Source organism: Streptomyces sp. 147326 (genome assembly GCF_045000215.1).
Taxonomy (GTDB): domain Bacteria; phylum Actinomycetota; class Actinomycetes; order Streptomycetales; family Streptomycetaceae; genus Streptomyces.
On the sequence record NZ_CP134201.1, the window covers coordinates 4,504,113 to 4,523,815 of the forward strand.

Here is a 19,703-nt window from a genome sequence, read left to right on the forward strand (position 1 = left end):
GTGAAACATCGACGCCGGCGGTCGTTCGGGGGCACCTCACACGAGACGTCGCTCCTGCCGGCCCAGCAGCACCGCGGTCAGGGCGTAGAGGGCGGACACACAGAGGATCAGGGTCACGGACCGTCCGTCGGGGGGGAGCATGAGGGAGGCCACCGCCGCCGCTCCCACGAAGGCGACGTTGAAGAGCACGTCGTAGACGGAGAAGACGCGGCCGCGGTAGTCGTCGTCCACCCGCGACTGCACCTCCGTGTCGGTCGCGATCTTCGCGCCCTGGGTGGCGAGGCCGAGCACGAAGGCGGCGACCAGCATCGGTCCCGGGGCGAAGAACAGGCCGAGGGCCGGCACCAGGACCGCGGCTCCCGCCGAGCAGGCCGTGATCCAGCCGAGGGTGCCCAGCCGGCCCGCCAGCCAGGGGGTCACGACGGCGGCCGCGAAGAATCCCGCTCCGGAGGCTCCGACCGCGACGCCGAGCAGGGCCAGCCCGTCGGCCTCGTTGTCCGACCAGGAGTACCGGCAGAGCATCAGCAGCATGACGAACAGGGCCCCGTAGCAGAACCGCATCATGGTCATCGCGGCGAGCGCCCGGGCCGCCTCGCGCCGGCCGGCCAGGTGCCTGAGGCCTTCGGCCATGCCCCGCACGGTGAGGGCGGCCCCTTCGACGACGGAGGGGTGGACGCGGCCAGGGGGATGGTCGGGCCCCAGGAGGCCGATGGCCAGGTGCAGGGAGACGAGGGCCGCACACAGGTAGAGCCCCGCCCCGAGCAGGACGACGAGGGCGTTGGAGTCGGAGGCCAGCAGCCGGACGAGGAAGGCCAGCCCTCCGCCGGCGACCGCCGCCAGGGTTCCGGCGGTGGGGGAGAGCGCGTTCGCGGTGACCAGCTGGTCGGAGCCGACGACGCGGGGCAGCGAGGCGGCGAGCCCCGCCAGGACGAACCGGTTGACGGCGGTCACGGACAGCGCCGAGGCGTAGAACAGCCAGTCGGGTACTTCCGCGACGATCAGCATCCCGGTGATGCAGGCGAGGAAGGCCCGCAGCAGATTGCCGTAGAGGAAGACCTGACGGCGGCGCCAGCGGTCGAGCAGCACTCCGGCGAAGGGGCCGATCACCGAGTAGGGCAGCAGCAGTACCGCCATGGCCGATGCGATGGCCGCCGGCGAGGTCTGTTTCTCCGGGGAGAAGACCACATAGGTGGCGAGGGCGACCTGGTAGACGCCGTCCGCCGCCTGGGAGAGCAGCCGTACGGCGAGCAGGTTGCGGAAGTCCCTCAGGCGCAGGAGTACGCGCAGATCACGTACGACAGGCATGAGGGCAAGGGTCACATACGCGGAGGGTCCCCGGGCATATTGCCCGGGGACCCTCCGCGGAAGAACAGTCGAAGTCCAGGTGTCCTCGCGGACCCTTGGGGTTCGACTAGCGCTCGACCTCGCCCTTGATGAACTTCTCGACGTTGGCGTAGGCCTCGTCGTCGAAGTACTGCACCGGCGGGGACTTCATGAAGTAGCTGGACGCCGACAGGATCGGGCCGCCGATACCGCGGTCCTTGGCGATCTTCGCGGCGCGCAGGGCGTCGATGATGACGCCGGCGGAGTTCGGGGAGTCCCACACCTCGAGCTTGTACTCGAGGTTCAGCGGGACGTCGCCGAAGGCACGGCCTTCGAGGCGGACGTAGGCCCACTTGCGGTCGTCGAGCCACGCGACGTAGTCGGACGGGCCGATGTGGACGTTCTTCTCGCCGAGATCACGGTCGGGGATCTGCGAGGTGACGGCCTGCGTCTTGGAGATCTTCTTCGACTCGAGGCGGTCGCGCTCGAGCATGTTCTTGAAGTCCATGTTGCCGCCGACGTTGAGCTGCATGGTGCGCTCGAGACGGACACCGCGGTCTTCGAACAGCTTCGCCATCACGCGGTGCGTGATGGTGGCGCCGACCTGGGACTTGATGTCGTCGCCGACGATCGGGACACCGGCCTCGGTGAACTTGTCGGCCCACTCCTTGGTGCCGGCGATGAAGACCGGGAGGGCGTTGACGAAGGCGACCTTGGCGTCGATGGCGCACTGGGCGTAGAACTTCGCCGCGGCCTCGGAACCGACCGGGAGGTAGCAGATCAGGACGTCGACCTCGCGGTCCTTGAGGACCTGGACCACGTCGACCGGAGCCTCGGCGGACTCCTCGATCGTCTGGCGGTAGTACTTGCCCAGGCCGTCCAGGGTGTGGCCGCGCTGAACGGTCACACCGGCGTTCGGGACGTCGCAGATCTTGATGGTGTTGTTCTCGCTGGCGCCGATGGCGTCCGAAAGGTCGAGGCCGACCTTCTTCGCGTCGACGTCGAACGCGGCGACGAACTCGATGTCACGCACGTGGTAGTCGCCGAACTGGACGTGCATCAGACCGGGGACCTTGGCCGCCGGGTCGGCGTCCTTGTAGTACTCGACGCCCTGCACCAGCGAGGCGGCGCAGTTGCCTACGCCGACGATGGCTACGCGAACCGAACCCATTCCGGTTGCTCCCTGTTTGTTCTCGGACGAGGTCTGCGAGGTGCAGGCCTCATTTTTCAGTTTCGTCGGACGGACCGGACCGTCTCCGATCCCGTCCCGCCCGCTCACTCTCGATGAGCTCGTTCAGCCAGCGCACTTCGCGCTCGACGGACTCCATGCCGTGCCGTTGCAGCTCGAGCGTGTAGTCGTCGAGGCGCTCCCGCGTTCGGACGAGGGAGGCGCGCATCTTCTCCAGACGCTCCTCCAGCCGGCTGCGGCGGCCCTCCAGTACCCGCATGCGCACGTCTCGTTCGGTCTGGCCGAAGAAGGCGAAGCGGGCGGCGAAGGACTCGTCCTCCCAGGTGTCGGGGCCCGTGTGGGAGAGGAGCTCCTCGAAGTGCTCCTTACCCGCGGCCGTCAACCGGTAGACGATCTTGGCGCGGCGCCCTGCGAGTGAAGCGGCGAGAGCGTCCTCCGGGGCGTTGCCCGGTTCTTCGATCAACCAGCCGTTGGCGACCAGCGTCTTGAGGCAGGGGTAGAGCGTCCCGTAGCTGAAGGCTCGGAACACCCCCAGCGAGGTGTTGAGCCGCTTGCGCAGCTCGTAGCCGTGCATGGGGGACTCGCGCAGCAGGCCGAGGACGGCGAACTCGAGGATGCCTGAGCGTCTGCTCATCCGCCTGCCTCTCCTCCGCCCCTGAGTCTTTATACCGAGCTGATGTATCGACTCGATACATCCAGACGATAGAACGGGGCGCCCTGATCGACAAGGGGTGATCTGGTGACCGGTGTCACATCACCAATTCGCACCAGGAGAGTTGCCCGATTTCGGGTGAACTTCGGCACTGGTCGGGTTTTGAGCGTGCGTAGTCTGTGCGCCATGACACCGGGGGAACCGGAATTCATCTGCCGCTTCCAGGCCACTCGCCTGCCCGAGGAGTAGTCGTTCGATGAGCGAGCACCGCCGTAAACCGCCGCAGCCCCAGGGTGGCGGGCGGGCCTCAGCCCGCCGCGCCGCGCCGCAGCGCCCCGGCAGGGGCGCCCCGGCCGGACGTGACGTCCCCACCGCGTCGCACAGCGGCCCGTACGAGCAGCCCGTGCCGGGCAGCCGTGCCGGGGCCCGCCGTGCCACCCAGAGAGGGGCCGGGGGCCGCGGCAGAGGCGCCGCGAACGCCGCTCGCGGCACGGGCCGCCCGGACAAGCGGCTGATCAACTACCCGCGGTCCGACCGGGACGGCTGGAAGCGCTTCGTGCCCTCCTGGAAGTTCGTCTCGGGCACCGCCCTCGGCTTCTTCGCGGTCCTCATCGCCGGAGCCGGCATCGGCATCGCCATGGTGAGCACGCCGGACCCGAACAAGGCGGCCAAGGCGCAGAACAACGTCTTCTACTGGGCCGACGGCAGCCAGATGGTGGCGACGGGCGGTTCGATGAACCGGCAGATCGTTCCCATCTCGAACATCCCCCGGTCGATGAGGGACGCCGTGATCGCGGCGGAGAACGAGTCCTTCGAGACGGACAAGGGCGTCGACCCGATGGGTGTCGGCCGCGCCGTCTGGAACATGGCCACGGGCGGTTCCACCCAGGGCGGCTCGACCATCACCCAGCAGTACGTGAAGAACACCTACCTGGACTCCGACCAGACGCTCAAGCGGAAGGTCACGGAGCTCTTCATCGCGATAAGGCTGGGTGTCTCCGAGCCGAAGGACAAGGTCCTCGCGGGGTACCTCAACACCGCCTACTACGGGCGGGACGCCTACGGAATCCAGGCCGCGGCCCGCGCCTACTTCGGCAAGGACAGCCAGGACCTGAACCCCTCCGAGTGCGCCTTCCTGGCCTCCGTGCTCAAGGGCCCGAACCTCTACAACCCGGACGGCGGCATCGGCGCCCAGGCCACCCCCGAACTCAATGAGGACCGGGCCCGCAAGCGCTGGGCCTGGGTGCTGGACCGCGAGGTCGAGGTCGGCCGGATGGACAAGACCGAGCGGGCGAAGTACAAGGACTCGGACTTCCCCGCCCGCGTCGAGTCGGAGCAGGCCCGCGGTATGACCGGCCAGATCGGCTACCTGGTCGACACGGCCAAGGCGTACGTGATGAAGACCAAGGGCATCACCGTCGAGCAGATGGCCCTGGGCGGCTACCGGATCAAGACCACCTTCGAGAAGCCGAGGGTGGACGCCCTGGCCAAGGCCGTGGCGGACGCCCGCGACGGCTTCATCGACGAGAAGAAGCGGCCCGACACCGACACCTTCGTCCAGTTCGGCGGGGCCTCCGTGGACGTCAAGACCGGGGCGCTCGTGGCCCTGTACGGCGGCCCGGGCTGGGACCAGAAGTACTTCAGCAACAACGCCAACACCAGTGGTGTCCCGGTCGGCTCGACCTGGAAGCCGTACGTGCTCGCGGCGGCCATGCAGTACGGCACCCAGAACTCCAACGGCCGGGGCATCTCGGCCGACAGCAAGTACCAGGCCAACGACCTCACGGTGATCAACAACCGTGAGGGCAGGCCGCTGCGCGACGCCAAGGGCAACCCGTTCAAGCAGAAGAACGAGAGCCCGACCGCCTACGGGTACGTCACCCTCAACGAGGCGATGGAGAAGTCCATCAACGTCCCGTTCGCCCAGCTGATCTTCGATGTCGGCCACACCAAGGTGCGGGACCTGGCCAAGTCCACGGGCATCCTCGAGGAGTCGATCAACCCGAACCCGGACGCCTCCTCCGCCCTCGGCACCTCGACCCCCAGCGCCATCCGGATGGCCGACTCGTACGCCACGTTCGCCGCCTCCGGCATGCACCACGAGCCCTACTCGGTGACCCAGGTCATGAAGGACGGCGAGGAGCTGTCCGGCTTCGAGCCCCCCAAGCCCCAGCGGGCCATGGACAACGCCGTCGCGGACAACATCACCAAGGTCCTGCAGAACGTCGTCAAGAACGGCACCGGCAAGGCGGCCAAGAAGCTGGGCCGGCCCGCCGCGGGCAAGACCGGTACCACGGACGAGAACAAGTCGGCGTGGTTCGTCGGCTACACCCCGGAGCTGTCCACCTCCGTCGTCCTCTTCCGCACCGATCCCAATTCGCAGGACCGGAAGCTTCAGTCCATGAACGGCGTGGGCGCCATCCCGTCCATCCACGGTGGTGACATCCCGGCCGAGATCTGGACCGAGTACATGAGCGAAGCGCTCAAGGACACTCCGGAATCGGACTTCCCGGAACCCGACGCCGTCGGCGTCACCGCCGACTCCGCGGGTGCCCCCTCCCCCACGCCGCCGGCTCCCGCCTCGCCGTCCCCGTCCCCGTCGGCGACCCCGTCGACCTCCCCGACGCCGTCCCCGACCCCGTCCAAGGGCGGGAAGCCGTCCTGCCCGCCGTGGAAGCTGTACTGCGAGCCGGACGACCCCACGCGCGGGACGACCAACGGAGGCACGAACACCGGCACCAATTCGGGGGTCATCGCCGGCACCCAGGGCGGGGCCAGCGGATCGCCGTCCCCGTCGAACAGCTGCAGACCGGGCCGCCCTTGCGGCACCACCGGAGGGACCACCGGCACCGTGCCGGACTGACCCGCCCCACCGCCCCGTGAACAGAGGAAGGCCGTCGCACACGCCGTGCGGCGGCCTTCCCCCGTGTCCGGCCCCGTACGGCAGGATGACCCCCATGACCCAGGTGCACGAGGACCGTCCCGTACTGCCCACACAGCAGGACGAGGTCGCCGCAGCCGGCAGTGAGCTCATCGGAGGCCCGCTGGGCCGCTACGCCCGGCTCGGCGGCCACTGGCTGGGACCGGTCCGCGTCGTGGCCCTCCTCGCCATCGGCATGTTCGCGCTCGGCATGGTGCAGAAGCTGCCCTGCTACGACTGGGCGTGGTTCCGGGGAGCGGGCTCGCAGTACACCCACGCCTGCTACTCCGACATCCCGCACCTGTACGCGGTACGCGGCTTCGCCGACAACCTGACGCCCTACTTCGACCGGCTGCCCGGCGACATGGAGTACCTGGAGTACCCGGTGCTCACCGGGCTCTTCATGGAGATCGCCTCCTGGCTGACCCCCGACAGCGGCTCCATGCAGCACCGCGAGCAGATGTACTGGATGGTCAACGCGGGCATGCTGATGGCCTGCGCGGCGGTCATCGCCGTATGCGTCGCGCGCACCCACCGCCGCCGGCCCTGGGACGCCCTGCTCTTCGCCCTCGCGCCCGCCTTCGCACTGACGGCCACGATCAACTGGGACCTGCTGGCCATCGCCCTGACCGCCGCCGGGATGCTCATGTGGTCCCGCGGGCGGACGGTCCTCTTCGGCGTCCTGATCGGCCTGGCCACCGCGGCCAAGCTCTATCCCGTCCTGCTGCTCGGGGTGCTGTTCGTGCTCTGCTGGCGGGCCGGGAAGTGGCGCGAATTCGGCTTGGCCGCCTTCGGCGCGGCGCAGGCCTGGCTCACCGTGAACCTGCCCGTCATGCTCTTCGCCTGGGACGGCTGGACGAAGTTCTACACGTTCAGCCAGGAACGCCCCATCGACTTCGGCTCCGTGTGGCTGCTGATCTCGCAGCGCTCGGGCAACCCCATGGAAGACGCCAACACGTACGCGACCGGGCTGACCCTCCTGCTGTGCGGGGCCATCGCGCTGCTCACCCTGACCGCCCCCCGCCGCCCCCGGTTCGCGCAGCTGGCCTTCCTGGTCGTCGCCGCCTTCATCCTGTGCAACAAGGTCTACTCGCCGCAGTACGTGCTGTGGCTCATCCCGCTCGCCGCACTGGCCCGGCCGCGCTGGCGGGACTTCCTGATCTGGCAGGCCGGCGAGGTCGCCTACTTCCTCGGGATCTGGTTCTACCTCGCCTACACGACCAGCGGGGACAAGCACCAGGGCCTGCCCGTGGAGGGCTACCAGCTGGCGATCGCCGCCCACCTGCTGGCCACCCTGTACCTGTGCGCGGTCATCGTCCGGGACATCCTGCTGCCCGAGCGGGACGTCGTACGCCGCGACGGCTCGGACGACCCCTCGGGCGGCGTCCTGGACGGGGCCGAGGACGTGTTCGTGCTGTCGGACGCGGCGAGGGCGCCGCGGTACGCGGCGCCCTCGGAGGGACAGCGGGTCGCCTGGGGCACGGGCCCCAAGGACTGACGGGCCTGCTCAGGCGTCGAGCACCCGGTCGAACTGCGTGGTGGTGTGGCGCAGGTGCGCCACGAGCTCGTCGCCGACCTTGGGCTCGGTCGCGTCCGAGGGCACGAACAGGATCGACACCTGCATGTGCGGCGGCTCCGCGAACCAGCGCTGCTTGCCCGCCCACACGAAGGGCGACAGGTTCCGGTTGACGGTGGCCAGGCCGGCCCGGGCGACGCCCTTGGCGCGCGGCATCACTCCGTGGAGCGCCTTGGGGGCCTCCAGGCCGACTCCGTGCGAGGTACCGCCGGCGACCACGACCAGCCAGCCGTCGGAGGCGGCCTTCTGCTGCCGGTAGCCGAACCGGTCGCCCTTGGCCACGCGCGTGACGTCGAGGACCGCACCGCGGTACTCGGTCGCCTCGTGGTCGCCCAGCCACAGCCGGGTGCCGATGCGGGCCCGGAAACGGGTCTGCGGGAACTGCTGCTGGAGCCGTGCCAGTTCCGCGGCCCGCAGGTGGCTGACGAACATGGTGTGCAGCGGCAGCCGGGCCGCGCGCAGCCGGTCCATCCACCCGATGACCTCCTCGACGGCGTCCGAGCCGTCCGGACGGTCCAGCGGCAGGTGCAGGGCGAAGCCCTCCAGCCGGACGTCCTCGATGGCCCCGTGCAGCTGGCCCAGATCCTGCTCGGAGATGCCGTGGCGGCGCATCGAGCTCATGCACTCGATGACCACGCGGGCGCCGACCAGACCGCGGACCCCGTCCAGCGAGGACACCGAGCGGATGACCCGGTCCGGCAGCGGCACCGGCTCCTCGCCCCGCCGGAACGGGGTGAGGACGAGCAGGTCGCCGCCGAACCAGTCCTTGATGCTCGCGGCCTCGTACGTCGTGCCGACGGCGAGTACGTCGGCGCCCATCCGGGTCGCCTCCTCGCACAGCCGCTCGTGGCCGAAGCCGTAACCGTTGCCCTTGCAGACCGGGATCATCCCGGGGAACTGGTCCTGGATCTGCTTCTGGTGCGCACGCCAGCGCGCGGTGTCGACGTAGAGCGTGAGCGCCATGGCCCGTCCGGCACCTTTCTCGATAACAGCGGGGGTCAGGGGATCAGCGGCGCGACATGTAGATGTCGAGCGCCTTGTGCAGCACCTTGTTGAGCGGGAAGTCCCACTCGCCGACGTACTCGACGGCCTCGCCGCCCGTGCCGACCTTGAACTGGATCAGCCCGAACAGGTGGTCGTTCTCGTCCAGCGTGTCAGAAATGCCGCGCAGGTCGTAGACGCTGGCGCCGAGTGCGTACGAGTCGCGCAGCATGCGCCACTGCATCGCGTTGGAGGGCCGGACCTCGCGCTTGTGGTTGGCGGAGGCGCCGTAGGAGTACCAGACGTGCTGGCCGACGGTGAGCATCGTGGCGGCGGCCAGCGGCTCCCCCTCGTGCGTGGCGATGTACAGGCGCATCCGGTTCGGGTCCTCGGCGTTGAGGGCCGTCCACTGGCGCTGGAAGTAGCTGAGCGGGCGCGGGCGGAACTTGTCGCGCTCGGCCGTGATCTCGTACAGGTGCTGCCAGGTCGGCAGGTCGTCGTAGCCGCCCTGGACCACCTCGACGCCGGCCTTCTCGGCCTTCTTGATGTTGCGGCGCCACAGCTGGTTGAAGCCCTTGAGGACGTCGTCCAGCGAGCGGTTGGCCAGCGGCACCTGGAAGACGTAGCGGGGCTGTACGTCGCCGAAACCGGCGCCGCCGTCCTCGGCCTGCTGCCAGCCCATGCGGCGCAGCTTGTCGGACACCTCGAAGGCGCGGGGCTCGATGACCGAGGCCTCCACGTCGCGCAGGCGCTTCACGCCCGGGTCCTGGATGCCGGCCTTGATGGCGGTCGAGTTCCAGCGGCGGATGACGACGGGCGGGCCCATCTTCACGGTGAAGGCGCCCTGCTGCTTGAGGTGGGCCAGCATCGGCTGGAGCCACTCCTCCAGATTCGGGGCGTACCAGTTGATGACCGGGCCCTCGGGGAGGTAGGCGAGGTACCGCTTCACCTTGGGCAGCTGGCGGTACAGCACGAGGGCGGCACCGACGAGTTCATCGGACTCGTTGAACCATCCGAGGTTCTCGGAACGCCACTCGTTCTTCACGTCGGCCCACGCCGGGACCTGGCAGTGGCTAGCCGAGGGCAGGCTCTGGAGGTAACCCAGATGCTGCTCTCGGCTGATGGTCCTCAGGGACAGGCTCATGCGGGGCGTCTCCTCCGGCGGCTTCGCTGGCTATGGCGCGAAGCCTACTGCGACAAGGGCGCCACCCATCTGGGGGACGGGCCGGAGGCCCGGGCCGGTGCGGAGCCGGCGCCCTGCCGCGGAGGTGCCCGGGCCGGGCCGGTCAGCCGCCGAAGAGGCCGCCGTGGAACATGCCGATGAAGAAGCCGATGGCAGACGCGCCAAGGCCGATGATCAGGGCGAAGCGCTCGCGTGTCGTGACGGAGATGAACTGTCCGTACGCGCCGGTCAGGATCCCGATCAGGCCGGCCCACGTGGTGAGCAGGTGCAGACCGTGGAAGAAAGCCGTGACGAACGCCACGGCTCCGAGGATCAGGGTGGCCGCCATCAGGGTGTCCTGCAGCGGATGGGGCTTGCCGTCGGTCGCGAGGAGCGAGATCTGGGACTGCGGTCGCATGGCCTGTGCCATCGGAAGGCACCTCCTGGCTGAAGCAGAGCGGTGCTGGGAGCCGCCTCCGGCAAGGGCCGGGGCATAGCACCGAGCACACCCGATGGATACAGATTGGGGCCCCCTCCCGTCGGATTTCAACCGGAAGGAGTCGAGGAGGTAGTCTGTACAGCTGCGCGGTGTCTGCTCTCGGACACCGTGCGCACGCATCACGACCCTCCTGCCACGGAACGACCGTGGCCGCTGAGTCCAAAGGAGGTGGGTTCCACATGCGTCACTACGAAGTGATGGTCATCCTCGACCCCGATCTCGAGGAGCGCGCTGTCTCCCCGCTGATCGAGAACTTCCTCTCCGTCGTCCGTGAGGGCAACGGAAAGGTCGAGAAGGTCGACACCTGGGGCCGTCGTCGTCTCGCTTACGAGATCAAGAAGAAGCCCGAGGGCATCTACTCGGTCATCGACCTTCAGGCCGAGCCTGCGGTCGTCAAGGAGCTTGACCGACAGATGAACCTGAACGAGTCGGTTCTCCGGACCAAGGTCCTTCGCCCCGAGACCCACTGAACTTCGGTTCAGCGGTAATCGGGACCGAGTAGCACAGCAGCCCAGCAGCAATCCCCGCCGAGAGGTTCACCCATGGCAGGCGAGACCGTCATCACGGTCGTCGGCAATCTCGTCGACGACCCCGAGCTGCGCTTCACCCCCTCGGGTGCGGCGGTCGCGAAGTTCCGTGTCGCGTCCACTCCCCGCATCTTCGACAAGCAGACCAATGAGTGGAAGGACGGCGAAGGCCTGTTCCTGACCTGCTCGGTCTGGCGTCAGGCGGCGGAGAACGTCGCCGAGTCCCTTCAGCGGGGCATGCGCGTCATCGTGCAGGGCCGGCTGAAGCAGCGGTCGTACGAGGACCGTGAGGGTGTCAAGCGCACGGTCTACGAGCTGGACGTCGAGGAAGTCGGCCCCAGCCTGAAGAGCGCCACGGCCAAGGTCGCCAAGACCAGCGGTCGCGGTGGCCAGGGTGGGTACGGCGGCGGTGGCGGCCAGCAGCAGGGTGGCGGCGGTGGCTGGGGCGGAGCCCCCAGCGGCGGCGCCCCGCAGGGCGGCGGAGGTCCCTCCGACGACCCGTGGGCGTCCAGCGCGCCGGCCGGTGGCCAGCAGCAGGGCGGCGGCGGGGGCGGCTGGGGCGGAAGCTCCGGCGGCTCCGGCGGTGGCTACTCGGACGAGCCGCCCTTCTAGGGCAGCTCGCATCCCCACTTCTTGATCACACAGGAGAGACACAATGGCGAAGCCGCCTGTGCGCAAGCCTAAGAAGAAGGTCTGCGCATTCTGCAAGGACAAGACCGCGTACGTGGACTACAAGGACACGAACATGCTGCGGAAGTTCATTTCCGACCGCGGCAAGATCCGTGCCCGCCGCGTTACCGGCAACTGCACGCAGCACCAGCGTGACGTCGCCACGGCCGTTAAGAACAGCCGTGAGATGGCGCTGCTGCCCTACACGTCCACCGCGCGATAAGGAAAGGGTGACCGACTAATGAAGATCATCCTGACCCACGAGGTCTCTGGCCTCGGCACCGCCGGCGATGTCGTCGACGTCAAGGACGGTTACGCTCGCAACTACCTGGTCCCGCGTGGTTTCGCGATCCGCTGGACCAAGGGTGGCGAGAAGGACGTGGCGCAGATCCGCCGCGCCCGCAAGATCCACGAGATCGCGACCATCGAGCAGGCCAACGAGGTCAAGGCCAAGCTCGAGGGCGTGAAGGTGCGTCTGGCCACCCGTGCGGGTGACGCCGGCCGTCTCTTCGGCTCCGTGACCCCGTCCGACATCGCCACGGCGATCGAGGCTTCCGGTGGTCCGAAGGTCGACAAGCGCCGCGTTGAGCTGGGCGCCCCGATCAAGACCCTCGGTTCGTACCAGGTCTCCGTGCGTCTGCACGCCGAGGTCGCCGCGAACGTGGGCATCGAGGTCATCGCCGCCTAAGGGCTGCACGTGAAGGGCCGCACCCCTCGGGGTGCGGCCCTTCGTCGTTTCCCGGTGCCTCCGTGTTTCACGTGAAACATCGTGAAACACCGGCTCGGCTAACGGGTGGCTCCTGCGATCAGCCAGCGGCCCGAGCGGGCGCGCACCCGGAGGGTGACCATCCGGACGAGCATCATCAGGGTCATGGCCCACCAGAGCGTCGTGATGCCGCCGCCCACGACCGGGACGAGGAGCGCGGCCGGGACGAACGCGGCAAGGGTCAGGAGCATGGCCCGGGCCAGGTAGCGGCCGTCGCCCGCGCCCATGAGGACGCCGTCGAGCACGAAGACGATGCCCGAGACCGGCTGGGAGAGGGCCACGACCAGCAGGGCGGGCAGCAGGGCCGCCTCGACCGCCGGATCGCTGGTGAACAGCGGAATGAACACGGGGCGGGCCAGGACCACGAGCAGGCCCAGCACGACGCCCGAGGCGATGCCCCACTGCACCATGCGCCGGCATACGGCCTTGGCGCCTTCCGTGTCCCCCGCGCCCAGGTAGCGGCCGATGATGGCCTGCCCGGCGATCGCTATGGCGTCGAGCGCGAAGGCGAGCAGGCTCCACAGGGCGAGGAGGATCTGGTGGGCGGCGATGTCGGCGTCGCCGAGCCGGGCGGCGACGGCGGTCGCGATCATCAGGATGGCGCGCAGGGACAGGGTGCGGACCAGCAGGGGCGCTCCGGCCTGGGCGCAGGCCCGTATACCGGCAGGGTCCGGGCGCAGGGAGGCGCCGTTCCGCCGGGCTCCGCGGACGACCACGACGAGATAGGCGGCTGCCATCGCGCACTGGGCGATGACCGTGCCCCAGGCGGAGCCGGCGATGCCGAGGCCCGCACCGTAGACGAGGGCGGCGTTCAGGCCCACGTTGAGGGTGAAGCCGCCGATGGCCACGCAGAGCGGGGTGCGGGTGTCCTGGAGGCCGCGGATGACCCCGGTGGCGGCCAGGACCATGAGCATCGGCGGGATGCCGAAGGCGGAGATCCGCAGATACGTGACGGCGTACGGGGCGACGGTGTCGGAGGCTCCGAAGAGGGAGATCAGCCACGGCGCCGCGGGCAGCACCACGGCGACGACGGCCGCGCCGAGCAGGAGGGCGAGCCAGATGCCGTCCATGCCCTGCCGGATGGCCGCTTGCAGGTCGCCCGCGCCGACCCGGCGGGAGACGGCCGCGGTGGTGGCGTAGGCGAGGAAGACGAAGACGCTCACGGCGGTGGTGAGCAGTGCGGCGGCGATGCCGAGGCCGGCGAGCTGGGGAGTGCCGAGGTGTCCCACGATGGCGCTGTCGGCCATCACGAAGAGGGGCTCGGCGACGAGTGCGCCGAAGGCCGGGACAGCGAGCGCGAAGATCTCTCGGTCGTGCCGTCTCGGCCCAGCCTCGGGTGCTGTGAGGGCCTGTGTCATGCGCTCAATCTAATCTTCCACAGGTAATGGATGCAATCCATCTGTGGTCCTTACTGTGGCGCCGATGTGAGCCATCTCCGCGACTCGTTGGAGGCGATCTCGAGACAGTGGCCAAAATTTTTCTTCCCCACCGCCTCTGGAGAGGGAAATCCCAGGTCAAGTGGGGTAACGGGGTGGCGCGGGTGATTTTGTCCACAGCGTCGTCCCCCGGTCCGTACACAGCTTCCGGTGAGTTACCCACAGCATTGGCGCCGTCATCCACATCTCATCCACACAGCCTGTGGATAACAAGATTGGCTGACGCCGCTCCCGGCCCTACCGTGGTGCGTTGCCCGACTCGCCGACAGCCGATTCGGGTGCCCCAAATGTCAGAGCCGTGTCATAGAAAGAGTGGCACGGCGAGGTCCGCGTAGCGGACGGGAGGAGGCGGCCCGGTGAGCATGCCCGAGCCCATGGACGACCCCTGGGCCGACAGCGGTCCAGGTGACCGTCTGCCCGCCCGTCCGCGCCGCAACAGCGAAGGCCGTGGCCGCGGGGACGAACAGCACGACCGGGGCCGCGAGGGCGGCTCCTGGGAGGGCGGCGGGGGCGGCTTCGAGCGCGTGCCCCCGCAGGACCTGGACGCCGAGCAGTCGGTGCTCGGCGGCATGCTGCTCTCGAAGGACGCCATCGCCGACGTGGTCGAGGTCATCAAGGGCCACGACTTCTACCGGCCCTCGCACGAGACGATCTTCCAGGCCATCCTCGACCTGTACGCCAAGGGCGAGCCGGCCGACCCGATCACCGTCGGCGCGGAGCTGACCCGGCGCGGCGAGATCAGCAAGGTCGGCGGGGCCTCGTACCTGCACACCCTGGTCCAGTCCGTGCCGACGGCGGCCAACGCCGAGTACTACGCGGAGATCGTCCACGAGCGGGCCGTCCTGCGCCGCCTGGTCGCCGCCGGCACGAAGATCACGCAGATGGGCTATGCGGCCGACGGCGACGTCGACGAGATCGTCAACAGCGCCCAGGCCGAGATCTACGCCGTCACCGAGCAGCGGACCTCCGAGGACTACCTGCCGCTCGGCGACATCATGGAGGGCGCCCTCGACGAGATCGAGGCCATCGGTTCGCGCAGCGGCCAGATGTCGGGCGTCCCCACCGGTTTCACGGACCTGGACTCGCTGACCAACGGCCTGCACCCGGGGCAGATGATCGTCATCGCGGCCCGTCCCGCGATGGGCAAGTCCACGCTCGCCCTGGACTTCGCCCGGGCCTGCTCCATCAAGAGCAACCTGCCGAGCGTGATCTTCTCCCTCGAAATGGGGCGCAACGAGATCGCCATGCGCCTGCTCTCGGCGGAGGCCCGGGTGGCGCTGCACCACATGCGCTCGGGCACGATGACGGACGACGACTGGACCCGGCTCGCCCGCCGGATGCCGGACGTCTCCGCCGCCCCGCTCTACATCGACGACTCCCCCAACCTGTCGATGATGGAGATCCGGGCCAAGTGCCGCCGGCTCAAGCAGCGCAACGACCTCTCGCTCGTCGTCATCGACTACCTCCAGCTGATGCAGTCGGGCGGCTCGCGCCGTCCCGAGAGCCGTCAGCAGGAGGTCTCGGACATGTCCCGAAACCTCAAGCTGCTGGCGAAGGAGCTCGAGGTTCCCGTGATCGCGCTCTCCCAGCTGAACCGTGGTCCGGAACAGCGCACCGACAAGAAGCCGATGGTCTCCGACCTGCGTGAATCGGGCTCAATCGAGCAGGACGCGGACATGGTGATCCTGCTGCACCGCGAGGACGCGTACGAGAAGGAGTCCCCCCGCGCTGGTGAGGCGGACCTGATCGTGGCCAAGCACCGCAACGGCCCCACGGCCACGATCACCGTGGCTTTCCAGGGCCATTATTCGCGCTTCGTGGACATGGCCAACACGTAGCATCCGAGCATGGATGATCTTTCTGAGGACCTGGAACTGCTTCCCGCCACCCGGCGTGCTCTCAGGCACCGGATCGCCGTCGCGCAGAGCGCGGGGCGGGCGCCGTCCGTCGTCGCCGCCGTCGTGCGCGGCGGGGAGGTGGTGTGGGAGGGCTCTCGGACCTCGGTCGAAGGACACGGTCCGGACGGCAACGTCCAGTACCGGATCGGCTCGATCACCAAGACCTTCACGGCTGTTCTGGTGATGCGCCTGCGGGACGAGGGGCTTGTGCGGCTCTCGGATCCGCTGGAGAAGCACCTGCCGGGGACGGGCGCCGGTGAGGTGACCATCGCTCAGCTGCTGGCGCACACCGGCGGACTGGCGGCGGAGACCCCCGGCGAGTGGTGGGAGCGCACCCCCGGCGAACTGCGGCCCGAGCTCGCCGACGTCCTGGGTGACGAGCCGTTCGCCCACACGCCGGGAAGCCGTCACCACTACTCCAACCCGGGCTACACCCTGCTGGGTTCGCTGGTGGAGGCGCTGCGCGGGCAGCCCTGGGAAGAGGTGCTGCGGGCCGAGGTGCTGGAGCCCCTGGGGCTGGACCGCACGAGCGGGCAGCCGCAGGCCCCGCACGCGGGCGGCTGGGCGGTGCACCCGTGGGCGGACGTGATGATGCCCGAGCCGCTGGAGGACCTGGGTCTGATGGCCCCGGCGGGACAACTGTGGTCCACGACCAAGGACCTGGCCCGGTTCGCCGACTTCCTGTTGCGCGGTGACGAGCGGGTCCTGAGCGCGGATTCCGTACGGGAGATGCGCACGCCGGCGGCGCCTCCGGAGCCCGGTTTCGCCGACCTCGGCTACGGGCTGGGGGTGCAGCTGACGGCCGTCGGCGAGCGGAGGCTCGCGGGCCACAGCGGATCGCTGCCCGGTTTCGTCGCGGGACTGTGGCTGAGCGAGGCCGACGACGTGGCGGCGGTGGTGCTGGCGAACTGCACGTCGGGCCTTCCGGCCGCGACTGTGGCCGCGGAACTGGTCGGGATCGTGGCGGACGCCGAGCCCCGGTTCCCGCGGCCGTGGCGGCCCTTCCTGGAGTCGGACCGGGTGCCGCTGGAGCTGTGCGGCCCCTGGTACTGGGGGACTTCGGCGCAGGCGGTGCGGCTGACGGCGGACGGGCTGCTGGAGCTGGGCCCGGTGGGCGCGGCCGGGCGCACGGCCCGATTCCGTCCCGGGCCGGACGGCACCTGGACCGGACTGTCCGGCTACTACGCCGGTGAGACGCTGCGGGCGGTGCGCCGCGAGGACGGCTCGGTGAGCCACCTCGATCTGGCGTCCTTCGTGTTCACGCGCGAGCCGTACGACCCCCAGGCTCCGGTGCCCGGCGGGGTGGACCCGCAGGGCTGGCGGGGCATCGGCTGACGGGCCGGGTCCGAACCGGCGCCGGGGCTCAGGCGACGAGTTCGCGGTCCAGCGGGGTGCGGAAGCGCGGGGTGATGCGGGCGTCGCCGACCCATGCGGCGAGGCGGTCGGCCTCGGCGGTGATCGCCTCCTCGGCGGCGCGCCCGGGGCCGCTCAGCAGCCTCCAGACGATCTCGCCGTCCGCGCGCTGGGCCCAGCCGCCGACGATCTCGCCGTTCCACCACACGGTGGGCCCGATGTTGCCGGCGTAGTCGAAGAGCGCGGGCTTGTGGGCGGGATCGAGGTGGAAACCGCGGTCGGCCCAGCCCATGGCGGTGGGGTCGAGGCCGGGCAGCAGCGCGGCCCAGGGCTCCGGGGCCGGTTCGGGCACAGTGTCCCCGGGGCCGACGAGGGCGGTGCTGCCGTCCTCGAGGCGGACCTGGTCCGGACCCACGGCGGCGAGTGCCTTGCGGACGTCCGTGAGGGTCCAGCCGGTCCACCACTTGAGGTCGGCCTCGGTGGCGGGGCCGTAGGCACGGAGCCAGCGGCGGGCGATCTCCGCGCGGGCCTCGAGGGCGGGTACCGCGGGCCACGGCTCGGTGTGGACCCAGCGGTACTGGCTGGAGGTCCACGACCCGCGCGGCCGGTCGCGCCGGATCCTGCCGTCGGCGGCCAGCAGCCGGATGACGCGGGTCGCGACACCGGTCTCCGTCTCGTACTTCTTGCCCCGGCCGATGGTGATCTTCTGGCGCAGGGCGGGCACGGCGGCCGACAACTGGCTTCCGGTGGCCGGTCCGTGGACGTCGAGGGCCTCGAGCGCGGCGGCCTCCGCCCGGGCCAGCCACTCCGCGTCGAGCCCTTGGCCGTCCTCGTCGAGGTGCTTGAGGAGCGTGCGGCGCTCCTTCACGGCGATGGCCCGGGCGGTCGAGGCGTCGACGTAGGGGGCGAGTTCCCTGGAGACCGCGAAGAGCGTGTTGCGCATGCTGAGCAGCCGCACGAGGCCGACGTCCTCGTAGAGCGCCCGCTCGACCACACCGGGGCCGCCTTCGGCGAGCCGGGCCCGGGCGGAGAGGAAGACCGTCGCGGCGTCGGTGGCGTGCAGGGCGACGACGGAGTCCGCCACCTCCGCCACCGTGGCGGCGCGGGCCGAGGGCGCGAGGCGGTGCCGTCGGCCGAGCCGGTGGCGGCGCTCGGCGGTGGTGACGAGGGGGAGGCTGGGGCTCATCCTTCCGATCGTAGGCCGGGCCGCCGATACGGTGGCCCGGCCTGCCGGTCGGGGCGCTCAGAGCTGCAGCTTGAACCCGACGTGGGACGCGGTGAATCCGAGCCGCTCGTAGAAGCGGTGGGCGTCGGTCCGGGTCACGTCCGAGGTCAGCTGCACGAGGCTGCAGTTCTCGGCACGGGACTTCTCCACGGCCCATTCGATGAACCGGGTGCCCAGCCCGCCCCCGCGCTCGTCCGCGTGGACACGGACGCCCTCGATGAGGGAGCGGGTGGCTCCCTTGCGGGAGAGCCCCGGGACGATGGTCAGCTGGAGGGTGCCCACGACACGGTCCCCGCGGACGGCGACGACCAGGTGCTGGTTCGGGTCGTCGGCGAGTCGCGCGAGCGCCGCACGGTACGGGGCGAGGTCCTCCGGGGACTCACGGGTGGCGCCCAGCGGGTCGTCGGCCAGCATGGCGACGATGGCCGGCAGATCGGCTTCGGTCGCGGGCCGGATGGCCAACTCGGGGGTGTCGGTCATGAGACGTGCTTCCTCTCTCAGCCCGCGGCCACGGTGAGCGGAGCCCAGCGGCGGGTCCAGTCGCCGGGCAGGCCGGGGAGGTCTCGGGTCATGACGGCGTTGAAGGCCACCGATTCGAGACCGCGGTCCTTGAGCCAGGCGAGGAGCTCCTCGTGCCGTACGTCGACATCGGTGCGCAGCGCCCGGTCCGTACCCGTGGCGAGTGCGGTGACCAGCGACTGGGCGGTGCCGGTGTCCTTGGCGATCAGCGGGCCGATGACATGGGTGTCCATATTGGGCCAGGCGGCCGCGTAGCCGGTGAGGGTGCAGTCTCCGCCGCTGTCCTCGGCGACGAGCAGCCGGTCGGCGAAGGCGGGCAGCCTGGTGATCATGTGCGTGCGGTCGGTGCCGAAGACCTCGGCGTCCAGACGCAGGATGTGAGGGAGGTCCGCGGCGGTGGCCGGCCGGACCCGGGTGGTGCCGTGGGCGCCGGAGGTGCCTTCGGGCCGGAAGGTGCCCTTCAGCATCTCGGCTCGGCCCGTGGTCTTGAAACCGAGCTCTTCATAGAGGGGGCGGCCGTACGGAGTGGCGTGCAGGGTGAGGGGGACACCCTTGAGCACGTCGTCGCAGACGTGGGTCATCAGGCGCCGGCCGAGGCCCTGTCGGGCGTAGCGCGCGGCCACGAGGACCATGCCGATGGCGGCGAGCTCCGGGCCGGCACCGGTGTGGCCGTAGTTGGTGACGATGCACGCCGCCGCGAGTCCCCGGCCGTCCGGGGCGTCGACGCCGTACCCCGTTCCGGCAGCGAGGAGCAGTCCCCACTTGTGGTCCTCGCGGAGCCAGCCGCGATCTTCGGACAGGTCGGCGCAGCGGTGGAGATCGTCCACGGCCAGCGTCCGGATCGGCAGATCGGTGATGTGTGGTGGTGTCACCGCCTCAGACTGGATCATGGACCGGGAGCCGTCCAGAGGATTTGGGGGGAGATGTTTCACGTGAAACACGGCCGCCTCGCTGGGAGGTGCCCCCGGTGAAAACGCTGTTTCACGTGAAACGAACCCACTAATCTCG

Annotated in this window: 18 protein-coding genes; 8 read left to right on the plus strand and 10 right to left on the minus strand. The window is 69.8% G+C overall.

From position 1 onward, the window contains the following. Positions 1-36: 36 nt before the first annotated feature. From RIU97_RS20365 to RIU97_RS20375, 3 genes are all read right to left on the minus strand, one after another. The gene (locus tag RIU97_RS20365) at positions 37-1,305 is read right to left on the minus strand and encodes an MFS transporter (RefSeq protein WP_404958782.1); all 1,269 of its coding nucleotides are present in this window, start codon (positions 1,303-1,305) and stop codon (positions 37-39) included. Positions 1,306-1,411: 106 nt separating this feature from the next. Continuing rightward, positions 1,412-2,494 carry an inositol-3-phosphate synthase gene (locus tag RIU97_RS20370; RefSeq protein WP_404958785.1) on the minus strand — a complete coding sequence of 361 codons (1,083 nt, stop codon included), beginning with the start codon at positions 2,492-2,494 and terminating at the stop codon, positions 1,412-1,414. Positions 2,495-2,543: 49 nt separating this feature from the next. After that, positions 2,544-3,146 (minus strand): PadR family transcriptional regulator, encoded by a 603-nt coding sequence (locus RIU97_RS20375; RefSeq protein WP_030707740.1) that lies wholly within the window; start codon positions 3,144-3,146, stop codon positions 2,544-2,546. Positions 3,147-3,420: 274 nt separating this feature from the next. Here RIU97_RS20375 and RIU97_RS20380 point away from each other — a divergent pair, with 274 nt between their 5' ends. Both RIU97_RS20380 and RIU97_RS20385 read left to right on the plus strand, forming a co-directional pair. Further along, positions 3,421-6,027 (plus strand): transglycosylase domain-containing protein, encoded by a 2,607-nt coding sequence (locus RIU97_RS20380; protein ID WP_404958787.1) that lies wholly within the window; start codon positions 3,421-3,423, stop codon positions 6,025-6,027. Positions 6,028-6,121: 94 nt separating this feature from the next. Further along, a complete protein-coding gene (locus RIU97_RS20385) occupies positions 6,122-7,582 on the plus strand; it encodes a glycosyltransferase family 87 protein (RefSeq protein WP_404958789.1) in 1,461 nt (486 codons plus the stop codon). A gap of 9 nt (positions 7,583-7,591) precedes the next feature. Here RIU97_RS20385 and RIU97_RS20390 read toward each other — a convergent pair whose 3' ends face one another. The 3 genes from RIU97_RS20390 to RIU97_RS20400 all read right to left on the minus strand — a co-directional run bounded on the left by RIU97_RS20390 (position 7,592) and on the right by RIU97_RS20400 (position 10,233). After that, positions 7,592-8,623, minus strand: coding sequence for an alanine racemase (locus RIU97_RS20390; RefSeq protein WP_351290129.1), 1,032 nt, complete (start codon positions 8,621-8,623; stop codon positions 7,592-7,594). Positions 8,624-8,666: 43 nt separating this feature from the next. Beyond that, complete coding sequence (locus RIU97_RS20395) at positions 8,667-9,785, minus strand: lipid II:glycine glycyltransferase FemX (RefSeq protein ID WP_404958791.1); 1,119 nt, start codon at positions 9,783-9,785, stop codon at positions 8,667-8,669. Between the two features lie 142 nt (positions 9,786-9,927). Beyond that, complete coding sequence (locus RIU97_RS20400; RefSeq protein ID WP_404958793.1) at positions 9,928-10,233, minus strand: hypothetical protein; 306 nt, start codon at positions 10,231-10,233, stop codon at positions 9,928-9,930. A gap of 248 nt (positions 10,234-10,481) precedes the next feature. On the opposite strand from RIU97_RS20400, the gene rpsF reads away from it, so the two are divergent. The 4 genes from rpsF (at position 10,482) to rplI (ending at position 12,186) form a co-directional block, all read left to right on the plus strand. Beyond that, positions 10,482-10,772: a 30S ribosomal protein S6 gene (gene rpsF, locus RIU97_RS20405; protein WP_004950685.1), complete on the plus strand. Its 291-nt coding sequence runs from the start codon at positions 10,482-10,484 to the stop codon at positions 10,770-10,772. A 72-nt stretch (positions 10,773-10,844) separates the two neighbouring features. Continuing rightward, complete coding sequence (locus tag RIU97_RS20410; RefSeq protein ID WP_319721203.1) at positions 10,845-11,441, plus strand: single-stranded DNA-binding protein; 597 nt, start codon at positions 10,845-10,847, stop codon at positions 11,439-11,441. A 43-nt stretch (positions 11,442-11,484) separates the two neighbouring features. Then, complete coding sequence (rpsR, locus tag RIU97_RS20415) at positions 11,485-11,721, plus strand: 30S ribosomal protein S18 (RefSeq protein WP_005315025.1); 237 nt, start codon at positions 11,485-11,487, stop codon at positions 11,719-11,721. A gap of 18 nt (positions 11,722-11,739) precedes the next feature. Then, positions 11,740-12,186 (plus strand): 50S ribosomal protein L9, encoded by a 447-nt coding sequence (rplI, locus tag RIU97_RS20420; RefSeq protein ID WP_351290121.1) that lies wholly within the window; start codon positions 11,740-11,742, stop codon positions 12,184-12,186. 98 nt (positions 12,187-12,284) lie between these two features. On the opposite strand, the gene RIU97_RS20425 is transcribed toward rplI, so the two are convergent. After that, a complete protein-coding gene (locus RIU97_RS20425) occupies positions 12,285-13,622 on the minus strand; it encodes an MATE family efflux transporter (protein WP_404958798.1) in 1,338 nt (445 codons plus the stop codon). A 452-nt stretch (positions 13,623-14,074) separates the two neighbouring features. On the opposite strand from RIU97_RS20425, the gene dnaB reads away from it, so the two are divergent. Further along, on the plus strand, positions 14,075-15,538 hold the full coding sequence (gene dnaB, locus RIU97_RS20430) for a replicative DNA helicase (protein WP_404962886.1): 1,464 nt from the start codon (positions 14,075-14,077) through the stop codon (positions 15,536-15,538). A gap of 9 nt (positions 15,539-15,547) precedes the next feature. Beyond that, a complete protein-coding gene (locus RIU97_RS20435; protein ID WP_404958800.1) occupies positions 15,548-16,933 on the plus strand; it encodes a serine hydrolase domain-containing protein in 1,386 nt (461 codons plus the stop codon). 28 nt (positions 16,934-16,961) lie between these two features. Here the strand turns inward: RIU97_RS20435 and RIU97_RS20440 are convergent, their stop codons facing one another. Genes RIU97_RS20440 through RIU97_RS20450 form a run of 3 tightly spaced genes read right to left on the minus strand, consistent with a single transcriptional unit; the run spans position 16,962 to position 19,567 of the window. Further along, positions 16,962-18,137 carry a winged helix DNA-binding domain-containing protein gene (locus tag RIU97_RS20440; protein ID WP_404958802.1) on the minus strand — a complete coding sequence of 392 codons (1,176 nt, stop codon included), beginning with the start codon at positions 18,135-18,137 and terminating at the stop codon, positions 16,962-16,964. Positions 18,138-18,194: 57 nt separating this feature from the next. Continuing rightward, positions 18,195-18,656, minus strand: coding sequence for a GNAT family N-acetyltransferase (locus RIU97_RS20445; protein WP_404958804.1), 462 nt, complete (start codon positions 18,654-18,656; stop codon positions 18,195-18,197). 17 nt (positions 18,657-18,673) lie between these two features. Then, positions 18,674-19,567, minus strand: a complete 894-nt coding sequence (locus tag RIU97_RS20450) for a GNAT family N-acetyltransferase (protein ID WP_404958806.1) — start codon at positions 19,565-19,567, stop codon at positions 18,674-18,676. Positions 19,568-19,703 lie beyond the last annotated feature (136 nt).

What these genes read in the sequence shown, in the direction of transcription:
- RIU97_RS20365 (WP_404958782.1), bottom strand. Translation starts at nt 1,305, where the DNA reads ATGCCTGTCGTACGTGATCTGCGCGTACTCCTGCGCCTGAGGGACTTC.
- RIU97_RS20370 (WP_404958785.1), bottom strand. Translation starts at nt 2,494, where the DNA reads ATGGGTTCGGTTCGCGTAGCCATCGTCGGCGTAGGCAACTGCGCCGCC.
- RIU97_RS20375 (WP_030707740.1), bottom strand. Translation starts at nt 3,146, where the DNA reads ATGAGCAGACGCTCAGGCATCCTCGAGTTCGCCGTCCTCGGCCTGCTG.
- RIU97_RS20380 (WP_404958787.1), top strand. Translation starts at nt 3,421, where the DNA reads ATGAGCGAGCACCGCCGTAAACCGCCGCAGCCCCAGGGTGGCGGGCGG.
- RIU97_RS20385 (WP_404958789.1), top strand. Translation starts at nt 6,122, where the DNA reads ATGACCCAGGTGCACGAGGACCGTCCCGTACTGCCCACACAGCAGGAC.
- RIU97_RS20390 (WP_351290129.1), bottom strand. Translation starts at nt 8,623, where the DNA reads ATGGCGCTCACGCTCTACGTCGACACCGCGCGCTGGCGTGCGCACCAG.
- RIU97_RS20395 (WP_404958791.1), bottom strand. Translation starts at nt 9,785, where the DNA reads ATGAGCCTGTCCCTGAGGACCATCAGCCGAGAGCAGCATCTGGGTTAC.
- RIU97_RS20400 (WP_404958793.1), bottom strand. Translation starts at nt 10,233, where the DNA reads ATGGCACAGGCCATGCGACCGCAGTCCCAGATCTCGCTCCTCGCGACC.
- rpsF (WP_004950685.1), top strand. Translation starts at nt 10,482, where the DNA reads ATGCGTCACTACGAAGTGATGGTCATCCTCGACCCCGATCTCGAGGAG.
- RIU97_RS20410 (WP_319721203.1), top strand. Translation starts at nt 10,845, where the DNA reads ATGGCAGGCGAGACCGTCATCACGGTCGTCGGCAATCTCGTCGACGAC.
- rpsR (WP_005315025.1), top strand. Translation starts at nt 11,485, where the DNA reads ATGGCGAAGCCGCCTGTGCGCAAGCCTAAGAAGAAGGTCTGCGCATTC.
- rplI (WP_351290121.1), top strand. Translation starts at nt 11,740, where the DNA reads ATGAAGATCATCCTGACCCACGAGGTCTCTGGCCTCGGCACCGCCGGC.
- RIU97_RS20425 (WP_404958798.1), bottom strand. Translation starts at nt 13,622, where the DNA reads ATGACACAGGCCCTCACAGCACCCGAGGCTGGGCCGAGACGGCACGAC.
- dnaB (WP_404962886.1), top strand. Translation starts at nt 14,075, where the DNA reads ATGGACGACCCCTGGGCCGACAGCGGTCCAGGTGACCGTCTGCCCGCC.
- RIU97_RS20435 (WP_404958800.1), top strand. Translation starts at nt 15,548, where the DNA reads ATGGATGATCTTTCTGAGGACCTGGAACTGCTTCCCGCCACCCGGCGT.
- RIU97_RS20440 (WP_404958802.1), bottom strand. Translation starts at nt 18,137, where the DNA reads ATGAGCCCCAGCCTCCCCCTCGTCACCACCGCCGAGCGCCGCCACCGG.
- RIU97_RS20445 (WP_404958804.1), bottom strand. Translation starts at nt 18,656, where the DNA reads ATGACCGACACCCCCGAGTTGGCCATCCGGCCCGCGACCGAAGCCGAT.